Source organism: Micromonospora sp. NPDC093277 (genome assembly GCF_044765245.1).
Classification (GTDB): Bacteria; Actinomycetota; Actinomycetes; order Mycobacteriales; family Micromonosporaceae; genus Micromonospora.
On sequence record NZ_JBIWJO010000001.1, the window covers coordinates 48,819 to 64,648 of the forward strand.

Here is a 15,830-nt window from a genome sequence, read left to right on the forward strand (position 1 = left end):
CGAGGGCGGTGACGTGAGCAAACGGCCAAAGACGGCGGGCTCCTTCCTGTCGCGTCTGCGCCGGCCGGCCAGCCGGCTCCGCGACCTGCCGATCTGGTCCAAGCTCGGTCTGATCATGATCGTGCCGACCATCGCCACGGTCGTGGTGGGCACCAGCGGTCTGGTCGACCACCTGGGCACTCTCAACAATGCCAACCGGGCCGGTGACCTGGCCAACCTGATCGGCTACTCGGGTGATCTGGTCGACACCCTGCAGGACGAGCGGGTCAACGCCGTGCTCTTCCTCAACGCGAACCAGACCCAGACCCGGGCCCAGTACCGGGAGGCCTACAGCCGGGCCAACTCGCGGGTCGACCAGCGGAAGGGCCCCTACTTCCAGCAGCGGGCCTCGATCGACACGCTGCCGAGAAGCTTCGAGAACCTGCTCGACGACATCGAGCAGTCGCTTTCCGACCTGCCGGCCACCCGCAGCCAGGTCTTCAACGGCAGCCTGAAGATCGACGAGGCCAAGAAGTCGTACGACGGCCTGATCACCAACCTGCTCGCGGTCCGCGACTCGGCCACCCAGTTGGCCGGTGACAACGACCTGAGCGACCAGATGCGCGCCGCCGGCGCGGTCGCCCGGCAGCGGGAGTACCTGTCCCAGCGCCGTGTGGTCGTCCACCAGGCGCTGGCCGGCAAGCGCCTCACCCCGCTCCTGCGCGACCAGTTCATCGCGAGCAAGACCGGCCAGGAACAGGCGTTGCAGACCTTCACGGCGGTCGCCACCCCGGCCGACCGCGAGTTCTACGCCCAGACCGTGGCCGGCTCGGACACGCGCCAGGCGGACAAGTACACCTCCGAGGTCAACGACAGCCGGGACGGCAACCTGTCCGACCTGCCGTTCAAGACGGACCAGTGGGATGCCGCCATGGTGGCCAACTCCGCCTTGGTCCGGACGGTCGAGATGAGGCTCGACGACAACGTGGTGCGGCAGGCCGAGCAGCTCCGCTCGGACACGAAGGTCCAGGTCTCGATGGAGACCGGCCTGCTGCTCACCATGCTGCTGCTGGCCATCCTCTTCGCGTACCTGGTTGCCCGGTCGATGGCCCGATCGCTGCGCGAGCTGCGGCAGGGCGCCCTCGCGGTCGCCCAGTACGGCCTGCCGCAGGCGGTGGCCCGACTGCGTGATCCGCAGGTCACCGGCCAGCTCTCCCCGGCGCAGCTGGCCAACCAGATCGCCGAGCCGCTGCCGGTCCGCAGCAAGGACGAGTTCGGCCAGGTGACCGAGGCGTTCAACGCCGTCCACCTGGAAGCCGTCCGGACCGCCGCCGAGCAGGCCGCCCTCCGGGCGTCGGTCGCGACCATGTTCGTCAACCTGGCCCGCCGGTCGCAGATCCTGGTCGACCGGTTGATCGGCCACCTCGACCGGCTGGAGCGCGGCGAGGAGGACCCGGACCGGCTGGCCGAGCTGTTCCAGCTCGACCACCTGGCCACCCGGATGCGCCGTAACGACGAGAACCTGCTGGTCCTCGCCGGTGCGGACTCCACCCGCGTGCAGCGCGAACCGGCCGCCCTCATCGACGTGCTCCGTGCCGCCCAGTCCGAGGTCGAGCACTACACCCGGATCGAGTTCGGCGTGATCGACCGGGACCTCGAGGTCGCCGCCCACGCGGTCAACGACATGGTGCACCTGGTCGCCGAGCTGTTCGACAACGCCACCGCCTTCTCCCCGCCGGACTCGCACGTCATGGTGGAGGCCCGGCGGGTGGGTGACCGCGCCTCGCTGTATGTCGAGGACCGGGGCATCGGCATCAGCCTCGAGCAGCTGCACGAGCTGAACGAACGGCTCGCCACTCCGCCGCAGGTGGACGTCACGGTCTCCCGGATGATGGGCCTGGTCGTGGTCGCCCGACTGGCGTCCCGGCACAGCGTCAAGGTCGAGCTGAGGCCGGGCACCGACCGGGGCACGGTGGCGGACGTCTCCCTGCCCACCTCGGTCCTGGTGCCGCGGGCCCTCTCCGGCCGGCAGGCGCCTGCCCTCCCGGCTGCGGCAACCGGCCAGCAGCAGGGCAACAACGGCCCGGCCCCGGCGTTCGGTGCCCTCGCCGCCTTCGGCAGCGGCCCGACCACCCCGCCGGCCCCGCGCCCCGCCCCGTCCGGCAACCAGGTGACGCTGGGCGGCCGCCCCGTCGACCCGGCGCCGTTCAACGGCTCCGGCGCCCCGCCTGCCGCTGGCGGCGGACGGTCGATGCCGGTCTGGTCCGACCTCACCGGGGCTACCAGCGGGACCGGGTTCGTCGGTGCCGAGCCCTTCGCCCCGCGGACGCCCAACGGCCAGCAGATCGACCCGCTGCCGCAGCGGCGCGGCTCGGCCGAGGGTGACCTGGCCGGCGCCGGGCAGCAGCCGGCCATCCCGCGGCAGCTGCCGACCAGCCCCGAGGCGCGCCCGTACAGCGCACCGCCGGTCTCCGCGCCGCCAGTGCCGCCGGTCTCCGCGCCGCCGCTGCCGCCGATCTCCGGCGCGCCCGTCTCCGCATCGCCGGTCTCGGGTCAGCCCGTTTCCGCCGCGCCGGTCTCCGTGCCGCCGGTGGGTCAGATGCCGACGCGTCCGGTCCCGCCAGCCCCCGCGCCGAGCGTCGGCGCCCCGCCGGCGTGGCCGCCGGTCGCCACGCCCGATCCGGCCGCCGCCCCGCCGGTGCCGGAGCGCCTCGCCGCCAGCCTCGACATGACCACCGAGCTGCCCCGGGTCGCCCGTCCGGAGCCGCCGGCCGCCAGTCGTCCGGCGCCGGCACCGGCACCGGCGGCACCGCAGCAGGGGGCCAACCGGCAGCGGTACGCGGACGAGACGATGGAGCTGCCGATCTTCCGTGAGCTCGAGTCGGCCTGGTTCCGTACCCGGCGGCCCGGGCCGGAGGAGTCCGTCGCAGCGCCGGCCCCGGCGGCCAGTGGTGCGCCGACCCAGCAGTTCGCCAGGGTCGACGCCGCCGGCCGTTCCGTCCAACAGTCAACACCCGGGACGACAGGTAACACACCGATGGCACACACTCCGGCGGCCGGCGGAGCCCCGCACGACAACGGATCGTCGAGCGGGGGCGGGCGTCCCGGCTTCACCGAGGCGCTGCCGAACCGGCGGGGGCCGCAGCAGTCCGCCGGCTGGCAGACCGCGGCGGACGACGGTTGGCGGGCCGCCACGGCGGCCACCGAGGTGCCGGTCGCCGAGACCACCCGGAAGGGCCTGCCCAAGCGGGTACCGATGGCACAGCTCGTCCCCGGTGGTGTCGAGAAGCCGAGCACCTCGGTAGAGCGCCGGACGCCGGAAAGCGTCCGGGGTCTGCTCTCGGCCTACCATCGAGGCGTACAGCGGGGGCGTAACCACCCGTCCGACAGCAATTCGGCCGGCCCGGAGGCGACTCCGGGCAGGCAGCAGTCTTCGCAGTCTGGCTCAGGCCCGGTGGCCGGGAGCGGGCAGAAGGAGCAACAACGATGACTAGTACGCAGGATCTCGGATGGCTGCTCGCCAACTTCGCCGACCGGGTGCCCGGTGTGGCGCACGCGGTCGCGGTCTCGGCCGACGGCCTGCTCCTCGCTTCGTCCCGTGACCTTCCGCGGGACCGTGCGGACCAGCTCGCCGCCATCGCGTCCGGCCTGGTCAGCCTGACGCAGGGCGCGGCGCGTTGCTTCGAGGGCGGGGCGGTGCTGCAGACCGTCGTCGAGATGGACAACGGCTTCCTGTTCCTCATGTCCATTTCGGACGGTTCCTCGTTCGCGGTACTCGCCTCTCGGAGCAGCGACGTCGGCCAGGTCGGCTACGAAATGGCCCTGCTCGTCGACCGGGTGGGCGACGCCCTGACCCCACAGCCGCGTACGGCTGTCGGGATGATGGGCTGATCGACGCGCTGACCAGTGGGTCAGAAGCGGCAACAAATACGACAGCGACGGGTGTCACCGGAGCGAGCCGGTACCAGGTACGAGGGAGGTGAGCGGCGAAATGGTCGATCGTGACGAGCCGACCGGCGCGTTGGTCCGTCCATACGCCGTGACCCGAGGTCGTACCCGTCCCCGGCTCGAGATCGCCCTGGAGGCGCTCGTCGAGACGACGGTGCGCGGCCGGGCCGTTGCCACTGGCAACGGCGGCCAGAGCCGTGAGCACCAGTACATCGCCGCGCTGTGTGACGGACGCGTGCAGTCGCTCGCCGAGATCGCGGCGCGGCTACAGCTTCCGCTCGGCGTGGCCCGGGTGCTCATCGCCGACATGGCGACGGACGGCCTGGTCGCGGTGCACGAGCCGACCATTTTGGACGACTCCGACGACGCGGTGGGCACTGAACTGCTGGAGAGGGTGCTGAGTGGACTTCGCAGGCTCTGACATGTCGCACCGGCCGCCGGCCCAGAGCGGGCGCGTGACGTCGGCGAAGATCGTTATCGCCGGTGGATTCGGCGTCGGCAAGACGACGCTGGTCGGCTCGGTCTCGGAGATCACGCCGCTGACCACCGAGGCGATCATGACCTCCGCCGGCGTGGGCGTCGACGACACCCGGCAGGTGCCGGGCAAGACGACGACCACGGTGGCGATGGACTTCGGTCGTATCTCGATAGACCGTGACCTGATCCTGTACCTGTTCGGTACGCCGGGTCAGACGCGGTTCTGGTTCATGTGGGACGAGTTGGTCCGCGGTGCCATCGGCGCCGTGGTGCTGGTCGACACCCGTCGGCTGGCCGACTGCTTCGCCGCCATCGACTTCTTCGAGCACCGGCGGCTGCCGTACCTGGTGGCCATCAACTGCTTCGACGGCATGCAGTACCACGACCCGCAGGACGTCCGGGACGCGCTGGCGATCTCCAGCCACGTGCCGGTGGTGGCGTGCGACGCCCGGAACCGGGAGTCGACCAAGCACGTGCTGATCTCGCTCGTCGAGTACGTGCTCACCATGCGGCGTTCGCGCGCGGTCGCGCCCGCCTGAGCGGCGTGACGAAGCGCCCGGTGGCCAGCGGTCACCGGGCGCTCGACGCTGTCCGCGCAACGCCGGCCGGCCCGGCCCTGGGGGGTCGGGCTCGGCCGGAGCGGATGGTCAGGAGTATCGGTTCCAGGCGGCGTGGCTGACCAGGTAGACGCCGAGCGAATCCTGTTCCATGCCGCCGTGGCGGATCGGGGCGAAGGCGTACCAGCCGGCGATGCCCTCGGTCACCTGGGTCTGGAGGTACGCGCGCAGCCGGCCGCGGTCGGCGCTGCTCGCCGACTGGGCCGCGGTGGCGAGCAACTGGAGCGCGTCCGAGCCGTACGGGGCGAAGCCGCTGAAGGTGCCGTGCCGCTGGATGTAGCTGTCGATGAAGTCCCGCCGGGCCAGTTCCGCGGTGGTGGCCGCGGTCAGCGCGCCAGCGTCGAGGCAGGTCGGATGAACGGCGTACGCCCCCTCGACAGCGGCGGCGTTCGGCCCGGAGAGGGTGTCCTCGGCGACCGCCCCAGGGTCGAAGAAGACCGGTCCGCGGTGACCGGCCCGCCGCAGTTCCCGGGCCGCGGCACCCGAGTCCGGGGCGGTGCCCCAGACGATCACTCCGTCGGGCGCACCGGCCGCGGCTCGCCGGGCGGCGGAGGTGAAGCTCTGGCCCGTGGCGGGCAAGCGTACGGTCCGCACCAGGTCCACGCCGACGTCCCGTAGCGCGCTGCGCACCGCCCGTACGCCCGAATCGCCGTGCGACCCGGCGGCGGCGAGCAGGGCCACCCGCCGGATCCCCAACGACTCGATCAGGCGGGCCATCCGGCGGGCCACGTCGACCGCGTCCGGGGTGAGCTTGTAGATGTAGGTGCGCTGAGCCAGCGGCAGCACGATGTCGTCCCCGGCGGCCAGCGACACGAACGGCACCTGGAGCCTCTCGGCGACCTCGACGATCGCCATGGAGGTCTCGGTGGAGGTGCCGCCGACCAGCGCGTGCACCTGGGTCCGCTCGGTCAGCTCGGTGGCCTGACGTGCGGCCTCGTCGGGGTCGCTGCGGTTGTCCCGGATCTCCAGCCGGACGGTGCGCCGCAGATTGCCGACCGGGATGCCGGTGCGGTTCAGCATCTCCAGGGTGATCTCCATGGCCCGCTGCTGGAGCACGCCGAGCGCGGATCCCTCGCCGGTCAGCTCCAGGCTGGCGCCGATCACCAACTCGTGGTCGCCGGGCGGGCTGCTGTCGGTCCGGCCGTCGTCCGGCTGCCGGCCCTGTTGCCCGCAGCCAGCGAGCAGCAGGCTGCCGGCCGCGGCGGCGAGGACGCCCCGACGGGTCAGCACGGAGGAGTCGAACGCCGATGTCGCCATTGGAATCGCCTTCCCACCCCGGCGACGCGCGCCGCCGGCTGTTCCGCCGGGTATGCTCCCGGCCGGCCCGACCCGGCGTCAAATTATCCGGGTGTGGGCAGAAACACGCAGGTGGGAAGGCGGACGGCTCCGATCAGGACCGGTATCCGGCGGAACGGTACTCGTACTCCCGCTCGTCGTCGCGGTCGCCGGTGTCGCGGGTGAAGTCCCAGCCGCCGGCCGCTTCCCGCCCCGGGCGGCCGCCGACGGCGAATCCGCCGATCTCCTGGCCGCGCCGCCAACCACGGAAGTAGCCGGTGGTGTTCTCGGCGAGACTGGCCGCGTTCCGCACGATCCGCAGTGGGCGCTCGTCGCGCAGCGGCGAGCCCGGCACCAGGTTGGCCTGCGGGACGCGCTTCGGCAGGCCGGCCTTGGTCTCCGAGCCCACTGCGGGGCGGGCCGCCTGCTCGGCGGCCTGCCAGCCGGTGTCGGCGGTGCTCGACCAGTCCAGATCGGCATCGTCGTGCTGCCCGACGAACCATGCGGACTTCGCCTGGGCGAAGATCAGCAAGTCGCCGTCGCCCTCGTCGGAGACCGGCGGCGGCCGGTGCTCCTTCGGCGCGGGCGGCTGCTCCAGGTCGCGGCGCGGCGTCAGACGCGCCGAGCTGGAGTGGTCGAGGCGCTCCGGCGAGGCGGGTAGGTCGGCGTGAGGTGCCGGCCGGCCGGACCCGTCGGCCTGCTGCCGGTCGACCAGTCGCAGCGACGGGGAGTCCAGGCCCGGGTCGGTCGGCGGGTCCAATTCGTCGCGCAGCGCCCGGTCGGCCAGCGGCGGCGGCTCCACCAGCCGCAGCATCGGCGGCTCCTGGGGCAGGTCGTCGGCGAGCCACGGCGGGGTGACCCGGCTGGTGCCGGGATCGGTCGGCGCGTCCCCGCCCCGGTCGCCGTACGGGTAGCCGGCCGGCGGCTCGGCCGCGCGGTCGTCCTGGTCGCCGTTGTTGACCAGCGGCCAGTTGGCCCGGGAGCCCGGGGGAGCGGCCTCCTGCCCGGGGCGCGGCGTCGGCACCGGGACGCTCAGATCGGTGGCGCTGAAGCCACCGGTCGGCGGCTCCTGGGTGGTCTTGGGGCGTGGCGGGATGACCGTGCGCTGGCGCTCGGCGCGGGCCTTGTTGAGCGCCGCCGTGGTCAGCGTCGGGCGGAACGGCTCGCCGGCCTCGGCCGGCGGTACCTTGCTCCGCTGCGCCGGGGCGATCGGGGTGATCCCGGGGGGCGGCGGAGGCGGCGCGGAGACCGGCCGGTTGGTGGGCCCGTCCACGCGCTGCGGCATCGGTGCGCCGGCCGGCTCGGGACGGGCCGGCGGTGCCGAAGTCGGCATGCCGGTCGCGGCGGCCGGGGCGACCGGCGGCGGCGCCACCGGTGGCGGGGCGACCGGCGGCGGGCCGAGTGGCCGCGGCGACGCCGGCGCGGCCGGCCCGGAGGCCGGCTCGGGCTGGCCGCGCCGGCCCACCGGCTCGGGCTCCGCCGGCCGGGCCGTCCGCAGGGCGGCGCCGGCGTCGGTGGGCTCGGGTCGCCTGTCGACCGTCTCGCCGCTCCGGGCGGCGGCGCGGCGGCCGGGTGCCGGGCTGGGCGTGCCGATTCGGGCGCTGAGTGCGCCCACCAGTGCCGCGCAGCCGGCGTCGCAGGCCTGGACTGAGGAGACCGCCTGCCGCACCGTCTCGGCGACGGCGGCGGTGAGCGCCCGGTTGACGGTGGCCCGCCTGGGCGTCTCGGCGATCGCCACCTGCAGCGCGGTCACCGCGTCGTTGATGGTGCCGGCGTCGGCGACACCCTCGGCCGCCAGGTGCGCGGCGACGGCGTCCGCGGCAACCGACATGTCACGGCCCCGGGCCACCGTGCCGCTGAGCATGCCGGGCTCCGGCAGCGCGTCGAGGACGGCCAGGGAGACCGGCTCGGCCGGGTCCGGGTAGGCCCGGAGGGCGGCCGGGTAGAGCTCGCGGAGCACCTCGCGCAGCGCCACCGCGGCGGAGTGCCGCCCGCTGGCCAGCGCGGCGTGCGCGGCGAGGACCTGCTTGAAGCCGGCGAGGTCGCGGGGTGCCGGCAGGGTGACCGCGGAGAGGGCGCCGGCCTGCAGCGCCCGGGCCAGCCCGACCGCCCGGCGCACGGCCGGCGGCGACTGCATCTCCTCCAGCGAGTCGTCGTCGGCGAAGCGCTCGGCGAAGTCGTCGACCGCGTCGTCGTCCGCGATCGCCAACGGCCGGCCGGCCGCGCTGAGCAGCGAAGTGACCGTGTGGTCGTCACTGTCGGCAGCGATGGCCGCACCGCTCGGCCCGCCTGACCGCTCCACGAGCAGCGCGACCAGCTGGGCGTAGCCAGCGGGGTCGTCGCCGATCTCGCAGACATGCAGCAGACGGCCTGCGTCGTCGACCACAGCGGACGTCAGCGCCGAACCGGCCGAAGCCGGCCGGTCCGCCGGATCCGCCGAGGCCAGGCCGCAGTACACGCGCACGAGCGCCACGGCGTCGTCCTCCTCCCGGACACAGGGCTTGCTCTGCCAGAGACTGATGCTCCCCGCTCCGGGTCAGTCGCGCCAGTCCACAACAGCAGAGATCTTGCCGACAATGGTGCGCCAACCCAAACTTGCGGTTTGTGCCCCGATTTTCTTCAGTCGGCGTCGACCCAGGAAACCACCGATCCCGCCATTGACCGTCGCCCGCAGGGAGTCGTCCAGATCGTCGAGGCTGGAGCCGGCGGAGAGCATGTCCAGTACGGCAGGCAGACGCATCGCATACGCCACGTCACGGGCGATCTCGCCGGCCTCGATCAGCAGCGCGGGATCCCACGCGTCGTGGCCGCCGCGGAGGTTCTCCACCACGAGGTCGAGCTCGTAGGCGTCCTCGTCCAGCGGCGCGATGTCGGCCGGTTCCACCCGTTCGGACAGTTCATTCCAGCTGTCCAGTTGGGACAGGTCGTTGGGCGCACCGGAACGGACGAAACTGACCAGCGACTCCGGGGTCTTGAACAGCAGCAGCCGGCCACGGTGGCTGAGGAAGGCCGGGACCTCCTCGTCGCCGGCGGCGTCCGCTTCGTCCTCGTCCTCTTCGGCGTCCTCGCCGTCCTCGGCGGTCGCCTCGTCGGTCTCGTCGGCCTCTTCGGCCTCGTCACGCCGGCGCCCCTTCGGCCGCTTCTTCTCGGCCTCCTCGTCGTCGTCGGCGGAGAGCGCGGCGAATTCCTCGTCGAGGATCACCACCTCCTCGTCGTCCTCGGTCTCGACGACCTGGCGACGGGCCAGGAAGGGGTCCTCCTGGTCGCGTTCGGTGACGTCCGTCGGGGTCAGCTCCCGGGCCGGCCGGTACGCCCGCAGGGTGAAGCCGGTGCCGGCGGGCAGGGCGATCTCCACCGGGTCGATCCGCAGCTCCTCCCAGAGCGTGCGGTCCGGGGCCGGGCGGTCGTCGTCGACCTCGACCTCGTCTTCGGCCGCCGACGCGGTGGTGTCGTCGAGCTCGGGCTCGTCGGCGTCGGGCCGTTGGGGCGACTGGCGGGCCACGCTGACCTCCGTGTGCTTCGGGTTGCCCACCCGGCGACGCCTTCGGCCGCCGAGTGACTCTGCGCACATACCCTAGTGGGCGACCCGGTGGGGCCGGGAGTCCACCCCGGTGGCGTCCCGGCCGGCAGACAAGTAGCCTTGCTACGCATGAAGGCGCAAGCGCTGCACGGACACCTGGACGCGCTGCTGCTGGCGGTGCTGGAGCAGGGCGCCCTGCACGGCTACGCGATCATCGAGGCGCTCCGGGCCCGCAGCGGGGGCACCCTGGATCTGCCCACCGGCACCATCTATCCGGCGCTGCGCCGGCTGGAACGGGCCGGCTACGTGGCCAGTTCGTGGAGCACGGTCAACGGCCGGGAACGGCGCACGTATCAGCTCACCGAGGCTGGCGGCCGGGCGCTCGCCGGCGAGCGGGCCGGCTGGCGCGAGTTCAGCGCGACGGTGGGCCGTTTCCTCGGCACCGGCGAGCCACCCGCCACGCCGGCCTGACCGCATCCGCCCGCCGCCGGCGCAGCCCGCTCCCGGGCCCCGCCGCCCCTCGGCGTCCACCACCGGGGCGAGCCGCCGCCGTCCGGCGGAGAGCCGCCCGACCGGCGTCGTCAGGAGGTGCTCAGCAGCCAGCAGCGGGTCGCCCGGGCGAGCGCGAACCAGCTGGCGCCGATCAGCACCGCCCCGATGATCATCGGCGGCCAGGTCAGGGCCGCCTCCCAGAGGCCGACCGACCAGCCGAACAGGGCGGTGCCGGCGAGCGCGCCGCCCGCCAGCCCACCGGTCAGGCCGTAGCCCAGAGCCCGGGCCAACCGGTCGAGCCGGGACGACCCGTACCGGGAGGCCAGGAAGCCGAGCAGCAGTGCGGCCAGCGCCAGGTCGGCGACGAGCGCCCAGATCCCGTGCAGCGAGGCGGAGAGCAGCAGGTACCCCTCCGGCGGCCGGGGCCCGTCGACGCTCCAGCTCGACCCCTGCCAGGTCAGGTCGCCGCCGACCAGCAGCACCACCGCCACCGCGAGCGCCCGCAGTGCCAGCCCGCGCAGCGCCCCCGCCGCCAGCTCGGCCTGGTAGCCGGGGACCAGCTGGGTCGGGCTGCCGAACTCGGCCACCGCCCGCCGCTCGGCCTCCGCCGGCGGCAGGCCCCCCTCCCGGTACGCCTCGACGGCGTCCTGCAACGCGTGCCGTGCCTCGGTCAGCAGGTCGGCCTTGAGCCGGGCCGGTCCGCGCAACCGGCCGGCCAACTCGCCGAGCCGCTGTTCCACGAGCACGTCCTGGTAGCCCCGCATGGCACCACCCTGCCATCCGGCAGCGGCGGACGCGTCCGGGGTTTTCCCGGACCGCGCTCAGGGGGCGAGGGCGAGGTAGCCGCGCTCGGCCGCCGCCTGGAGCAGCCACTGGTCGCGGTACCAGCCCGGTTGCGCCACCAGCTCGTCGTGCCGGCCGCGCTGCACCACCCGGCCGGCGTCGAGCACCACGATCTCGTCGAACCCGGGCAGGCCGCTGAGCCGGTGGCTGATCAACAGCACGGAGTGGCCGGCCGGCGTGGCGGCCAGCGCCGAGGCGAGTACGGCGTCCGCGGCGGCCGGGTCGAGGCCCTCGGTCGGCTCGTCCAGCACCAGCACGGCCGGGGCGGCCAACAGTGCCCGGGCCAGCGCGAGGCGCTGCCGCTGGCCGCCGGAGAGCTGCCCGCCCTGCTCGCCGACCACGGTGTCCCAGCCGTCGGGCTGGGCGCGTACCCAGTCGAGCAGGCCGGCCGCCCCGGTTGCGGCGGTCAGCTCCTCGTCGTCGGCCTGTGGCCGGCCGAGCAGCAGGTTGTCCCGGACCGAGGCGTGGAAGACGTACGCCTCGGCGAGCAGGCCGCCGACCATCCGGGGCAGTTCCTCGGCCGGGTACGCGGACACGTCGACCCCGTCCAGGGTGGCTCGACCGGCATCGGGGCGTACCGCGCCGGTGAGCACGGCGGCCAGGGTGCTCTTGCCGGCACCGCTCGGCCCGACCACCGCCACCCGGCGCCCCGCGGGCAGGGCCAGGTCGACCCCGTCGAGGGCGGGTGCCGCACCCTCCCGGTACCGCACGGTCACCCCGGCGAACCGCACCTCGTGCCCGGCGAGCGTCGGCTCGGCCGCCGAGCCGCGTTCAGGGCCGGAACCCGGGGCCGGACCGAGTGCCGGGGCGGGCGCGGTGAGCAGGGCGGCCACCCGGACCAGGCCGGCCCGGAGCTGGGTGCGCTGCCGGGCGGCACCGACCAGGGCGAGGGCGATCTCGACGGCGGCCAGGGTGCCGACGGCCAGGACGCCGACCAGCACCCCGCCCACGCCCGCGCGCAACGCCACCACGACCACGGCGGCGGTGGTGAGACCGCTCACCAGCACCCCGGCCGCGTCGACCGCGAAGCCGGTGGCGGCCAGCCGGCGTTCCAGCCGGGCGAGCCGGCGGGCCCGCCCCGCGGCGGCGCTGAGCGCGGTGGCGGTTGCCCCGAACGCGGCCAGGTCGGCGGCGCCGTGGGTCAGGTCGACCGCGTCCACGGCGAGCGCCCCGCGCAGCGGGGCCACCTCGTCGGCGGCGCGCCGGGTGAGCGCGGTGGCCAGCGCGGGCAGCCCCACCCCGGCGACGACCAGCCCGACCGCGAGCGCCCCGGCCGCGGGCGGCGAGATCAGCGCCGCGCCTCCGACGGCGAGGAGGCTCACCAGCGCGGCCGCCGCCCCCGGGACGAGCACCCGCAGCAGCAGGTCCTGCACCGCCTCCACGTCGGAGACGAGCCGGCTCAGCGCGTCTCCGGTCCGCTGGGTGGCGGTGTCCCGCCGGGCGGCCAGGGCGGCGAAGACCCGGGCCCGGACGTCGGTGATCATGCGGAGCACCGCGTCGTGCCCGGCGAGCCGTTCGGTGTAGCGGAACACACCCCGGCTGACGGCGAGGGCCCGGACCGCGACGATGGCCACGGTCAACCGGTCCAGCGTCGGCCGCCCGGCGGCGGTCATCAGCAGCCAGGTGGCGGTGGCCATCAGGGCCAGCCCGGCGAACTCGGTGGCCGCGGCGAGCAGCCCGGCCCCCAGCAGCCGGCTCAGGTACGGCCGGGCCAGTCGCAGCACCGCCCGCTCGGCGCGGGCCCGGTGGTCGCGGGCGGCACCGGCACGCGGGCCGGCCGGGGCCAGCTCCGCCGGGTTCGGCTCGGCGGCGGTCGGCGCGCCGGCATCCCGGGCGGCCGGGGTCACGCCGTCCCGGGAGACGCCCCCCGGCACGGCCCGCACCGGCTGGTCGGGCTGCCCCGGCACGCCCTCGGCGCCGGAGACGACCTCCGGCTGCGCGGGCCGCCCGGGCGCTGGACCGTCCCCGGGCACGCCGCCGGGCCGGTCGGACCGTCGACTCATCCCGCCGCCTTTCCCGCCGGCACCGGGCCCAGCTCGGTCACCCGGCCGTCCTCGACCCGCAGGATCCGGTCGGCGTCCTCCAGCAGCGCGGGCCGGTGCGCGACCAGCAGCGCGGTACGCCCGGCGACCAGCCGCCGGGTGGCGGCCAGCACGACCGCCTCGCTGGCGGTGTCCAGCCGGGCGGTCGGCTCGTCGAGGAGCACCAGCGGGGCGTCCCGGAGGAACGCGCGGGCCAGCGCCACCCGCTGCCGCTGCCCGCTGGACAGGCCGTGCCCGCGCTCGCCCAGCGTGGTGGCCAGCCCGTCGGGCAGGGCGGCGACCACCTCGTCCAGCGCCGCGTCGGTGACCGCGCGGGCGAGCGCGGCGTCCGGGGTGTCGGGGGCGCCGAGGCGGATGTTGTCGGCCAGCGAGCCGGCGAAGAGGTGGGCCCGCTGCGGCACCCAGGCCACCTGGTGCCGCCAGGCGTCGAGGTCGACGTCGGCGAGGTCGACTCCGTCGACGGTGACCCGGCCGGCGGTCGGGGTGACGAACCCGAGCAGCAGACCGAGCAGGGTGCTCTTGCCGGCGCCGCTGGGCCCGATGACGGCGACCCGCTCGCCCGGGCGGATGGTGAGGGTGACGTCCCGCAGCGCGGTGGTCCGCTCGTACTCGACGGTGACGCCGTCGAAGCGGATCTCGCCGGACCCGTCCGGGGCCGTCCGCCGCCCGCCCGCCTGGGCGGTGGGCGCCGGCCCGGCGGAGACGCTGAGCGCCTCGTCCAGCGCGGTCAGCCCCTCCATGCTGGCGTGGAACCGGCTGCCCGCCGCCCGCAGTGGCAGGTACGCCTCCGGGGTGAGCAGCAGCACCAGCAGCGCGGTGGAGAGGGTGATCCCGCCGCCGAGCAGCCGGATGCCCACCGGCACCGCGACCAGCGCCACCGAGAGGGTGGCGACCAGTTCGAGGACCAGCGCGGAGAGGAACGCGATCCGCAGCGTCTTCATGGTGGCCTGGCGGTGCCCGTCGGCCATCCGGTGGACGACGTCGACCTGGGCCCGGGCCCGGCCGAACGCGCGCAGCGTGGGCAGCCCGGCCACCATGTCGAGGAAGTGCCCGCCGAGCAGCGACAGTCGCCGCCACTGCCGCTCGGTGGCGGCCTGCGCCTGCCAGCCGAGCAGGGCGCCGAAGACCGGGATGAGCGGGATGGTCAGCGCGATGATCACCGCCGAGCTCCAGTCGGCGAGGACGATCCGGGCCAGCACGGCCAGCGGCACGGTGACGCTCAGCACGAGCTGCGGCAGGTAGCCGGTGAAGTAGGGGTCGAGCGCGTCCAGCCCGCGCCCGGCGAGGGTGGCGAGCTGCCCGGCCCGCTGGCCGGCCACCCAGGTGGGGCCGTGTCGGCCGACCGCGCCGAGCAGGTCGGCGCGGAGCGTGGCCTTGACCGTGGCCGCCGCCCGGGCCGCCACCGTGCCCTGCGCCCAGCTCACCAGCGCCCGGGCGGCGACCGCCGCCACGAAGCCGGCCAGCGCCGACCGGTGCAGCCGCCCGTCGACCGCCGCCGCCAGCAGCGTGGCCAGCGCGGTGGCCTGCGCGACCACCAGCAGGGCGGTCAACCCGCCCAACACCGCGAGCATGGCGAGGTCGCGCCGGGCCGCGGGGACCCGGCGCAGCAGCCGCGGGTCGAACGGGCGGCGGTTCACCAGTACACCGGTGCCCTGCCGTCGGTCCGTCCCCGGAACACCCACCAGCACATCGCCTGAAAGCCTAATAGGGCCGGCAGCAACGGCAGCACGAGCCAGCCCAGCAGGGACAGTGTGGGCCCGCTCGCCGCGGCGTCGGCGACGGTCAACGAGGTGCCCGGGTCGCCGGTGGAGACCAGCACCCGGGGCCAAAGGGCGGCGCCGACCAGCAACACGGGCAGTGCCAGCGCCGCGCTGCTCGCCGCGAAGGCCACCCCGGATCGGCCCCGGCCGAGCGCCGCACGGGCCACCAGCAGCGCCGCGACCAGCGCCACCGGCAGGAGTACGGCGAGCGCCGGCCGCGCCACGGCGGCGCGTACCCGATCGGAGAGCAGACCCAGGACGGTGGCCGCGGCGACCGCGGCGACCGCGGCCGGCACCAGGCCGCGTGCCAGCCGGGCGACCGGCGGTACGTCGGCGGCCGGCAGCCGGAGGGTGAGGAACATCGCACCGTGCACGGTGATCAGCGCCAGCATCGCCAGCGCGGCGGCGGCCACGAACGGGGTGAAGAGGTGACCCACCCCGGCGACGTGCCCGTCGGCTCGCAGCGGCACCCCCTGGAGCAGCCCGCCGAGCAGGGCACCCCAGCCGAGGACGGCGAGCGTGCTGCCGGCCACCACCACCCGGTCCCAAGCGGCGCGGGCCGCCTCGGTGCGTGGCCGGCTGCGCAGCTGCACGCCGGCGGTGACCAGCACCACCCCGGCGAGCGCACCGAGCACGGCGGGATAGAAGCCGGCGAGCAGTTCGCCCTCCAGCAGGGGGAAGGCGCCGAAGAGGATGCCGACGGCGGCCACCAGCCAAACCTCGTTGCCGAGGAAGAACGGCCCGACGGCGGTGAGTGCGGCCCGGGGGGCGGTCGCGCGGCGGGCGAGCAGCAGGCCGACGCCGTAGTCGTAGCCGCCGAGCACGAGGTAGGTGGCGAAGAAGAGGCCGAGCAGGGCGTACCAGGCGAGTTCCACGG

The 15,830-nt window shown here is 75.0% G+C and carries 12 protein-coding genes; 5 read left to right on the forward strand and 7 right to left on the reverse strand.

Annotation, left to right across the window (positions count from 1 at the left end; all coding sequences use genetic code 11):
• Positions 1-13: 13 nt before the first annotated feature.
• The 4 genes from ACIRG9_RS00235 to ACIRG9_RS00250 all read left to right on the forward strand — a co-directional run bounded on the left by ACIRG9_RS00235 (position 14) and on the right by ACIRG9_RS00250 (position 4,943).
• Positions 14-3,469 carry a nitrate- and nitrite sensing domain-containing protein gene (locus ACIRG9_RS00235; RefSeq protein WP_402847980.1) on the forward strand — a complete coding sequence of 1,152 codons (3,456 nt, stop codon included), beginning with the start codon at positions 14-16 and terminating at the stop codon, positions 3,467-3,469.
• A complete protein-coding gene (locus ACIRG9_RS00240) occupies positions 3,466-3,870 on the forward strand; it encodes a roadblock/LC7 domain-containing protein (RefSeq protein WP_402847982.1) in 405 nt (134 codons plus the stop codon). Before ACIRG9_RS00235 ends, ACIRG9_RS00240 begins: the two co-directional genes overlap by 4 nt.
• A gap of 100 nt (positions 3,871-3,970) precedes the next feature.
• Positions 3,971-4,348 carry a DUF742 domain-containing protein gene (locus ACIRG9_RS00245; RefSeq protein ID WP_402847983.1) on the forward strand — a complete coding sequence of 126 codons (378 nt, stop codon included), beginning with the start codon at positions 3,971-3,973 and terminating at the stop codon, positions 4,346-4,348.
• 1 nt (position 4,349) lies between these two features.
• Positions 4,350-4,943 carry an ATP/GTP-binding protein gene (locus tag ACIRG9_RS00250; protein ID WP_091114034.1) on the forward strand — a complete coding sequence of 198 codons (594 nt, stop codon included), beginning with the start codon at positions 4,350-4,352 and terminating at the stop codon, positions 4,941-4,943.
• A 108-nt stretch (positions 4,944-5,051) separates the two neighbouring features.
• Here the strand turns inward: ACIRG9_RS00250 and ACIRG9_RS00255 are convergent, their stop codons facing one another.
• The 3 genes from ACIRG9_RS00255 to ACIRG9_RS00265 all read right to left on the reverse strand — a co-directional run bounded on the left by ACIRG9_RS00255 (position 5,052) and on the right by ACIRG9_RS00265 (position 9,828).
• Positions 5,052-6,278 (reverse strand): ABC transporter substrate-binding protein, encoded by a 1,227-nt coding sequence (locus tag ACIRG9_RS00255; RefSeq protein ID WP_402847985.1) that lies wholly within the window; start codon positions 6,276-6,278, stop codon positions 5,052-5,054.
• A gap of 133 nt (positions 6,279-6,411) precedes the next feature.
• A complete protein-coding gene (locus ACIRG9_RS00260) occupies positions 6,412-8,769 on the reverse strand; it encodes a transposase (RefSeq protein WP_402847987.1) in 2,358 nt (785 codons plus the stop codon).
• Positions 8,770-8,832: 63 nt separating this feature from the next.
• Entirely contained in the window at positions 8,833-9,828 is a 996-nt protein-coding gene (locus ACIRG9_RS00265; protein ID WP_402847989.1) for a DNA primase, read from the reverse strand.
• A gap of 117 nt (positions 9,829-9,945) precedes the next feature.
• Between ACIRG9_RS00265 and ACIRG9_RS00270 the strand changes: the two genes are divergently transcribed.
• Positions 9,946-10,287: a PadR family transcriptional regulator gene (locus ACIRG9_RS00270; RefSeq protein ID WP_402847991.1), complete on the forward strand. Its 342-nt coding sequence runs from the start codon at positions 9,946-9,948 to the stop codon at positions 10,285-10,287.
• Between the two features lie 110 nt (positions 10,288-10,397).
• On the opposite strand, the gene ACIRG9_RS00275 is transcribed toward ACIRG9_RS00270, so the two are convergent.
• The 4 genes from ACIRG9_RS00275 to ACIRG9_RS00290 are packed head-to-tail and all read right to left on the reverse strand — an operon-like array spanning position 10,398 to position 15,828.
• Entirely contained in the window at positions 10,398-11,072 is a 675-nt protein-coding gene (locus ACIRG9_RS00275) for a permease prefix domain 1-containing protein (RefSeq protein ID WP_402847993.1), read from the reverse strand.
• Positions 11,073-11,129: 57 nt separating this feature from the next.
• Positions 11,130-13,154 (reverse strand): thiol reductant ABC exporter subunit CydC, encoded by a 2,025-nt coding sequence (cydC, locus tag ACIRG9_RS00280; protein WP_402847995.1) that lies wholly within the window; start codon positions 13,152-13,154, stop codon positions 11,130-11,132.
• Entirely contained in the window at positions 13,151-14,830 is a 1,680-nt protein-coding gene (gene cydD, locus ACIRG9_RS00285) for a thiol reductant ABC exporter subunit CydD (protein WP_402847997.1), read from the reverse strand. The genes cydC and cydD overlap by 4 nt, the downstream gene beginning before the upstream one ends.
• A complete protein-coding gene (locus tag ACIRG9_RS00290; RefSeq protein ID WP_402847999.1) occupies positions 14,827-15,828 on the reverse strand; it encodes a cytochrome d ubiquinol oxidase subunit II in 1,002 nt (333 codons plus the stop codon). The genes cydD and ACIRG9_RS00290 overlap by 4 nt, the downstream gene beginning before the upstream one ends.
• Positions 15,829-15,830: the final 2 nt, after the last annotated feature.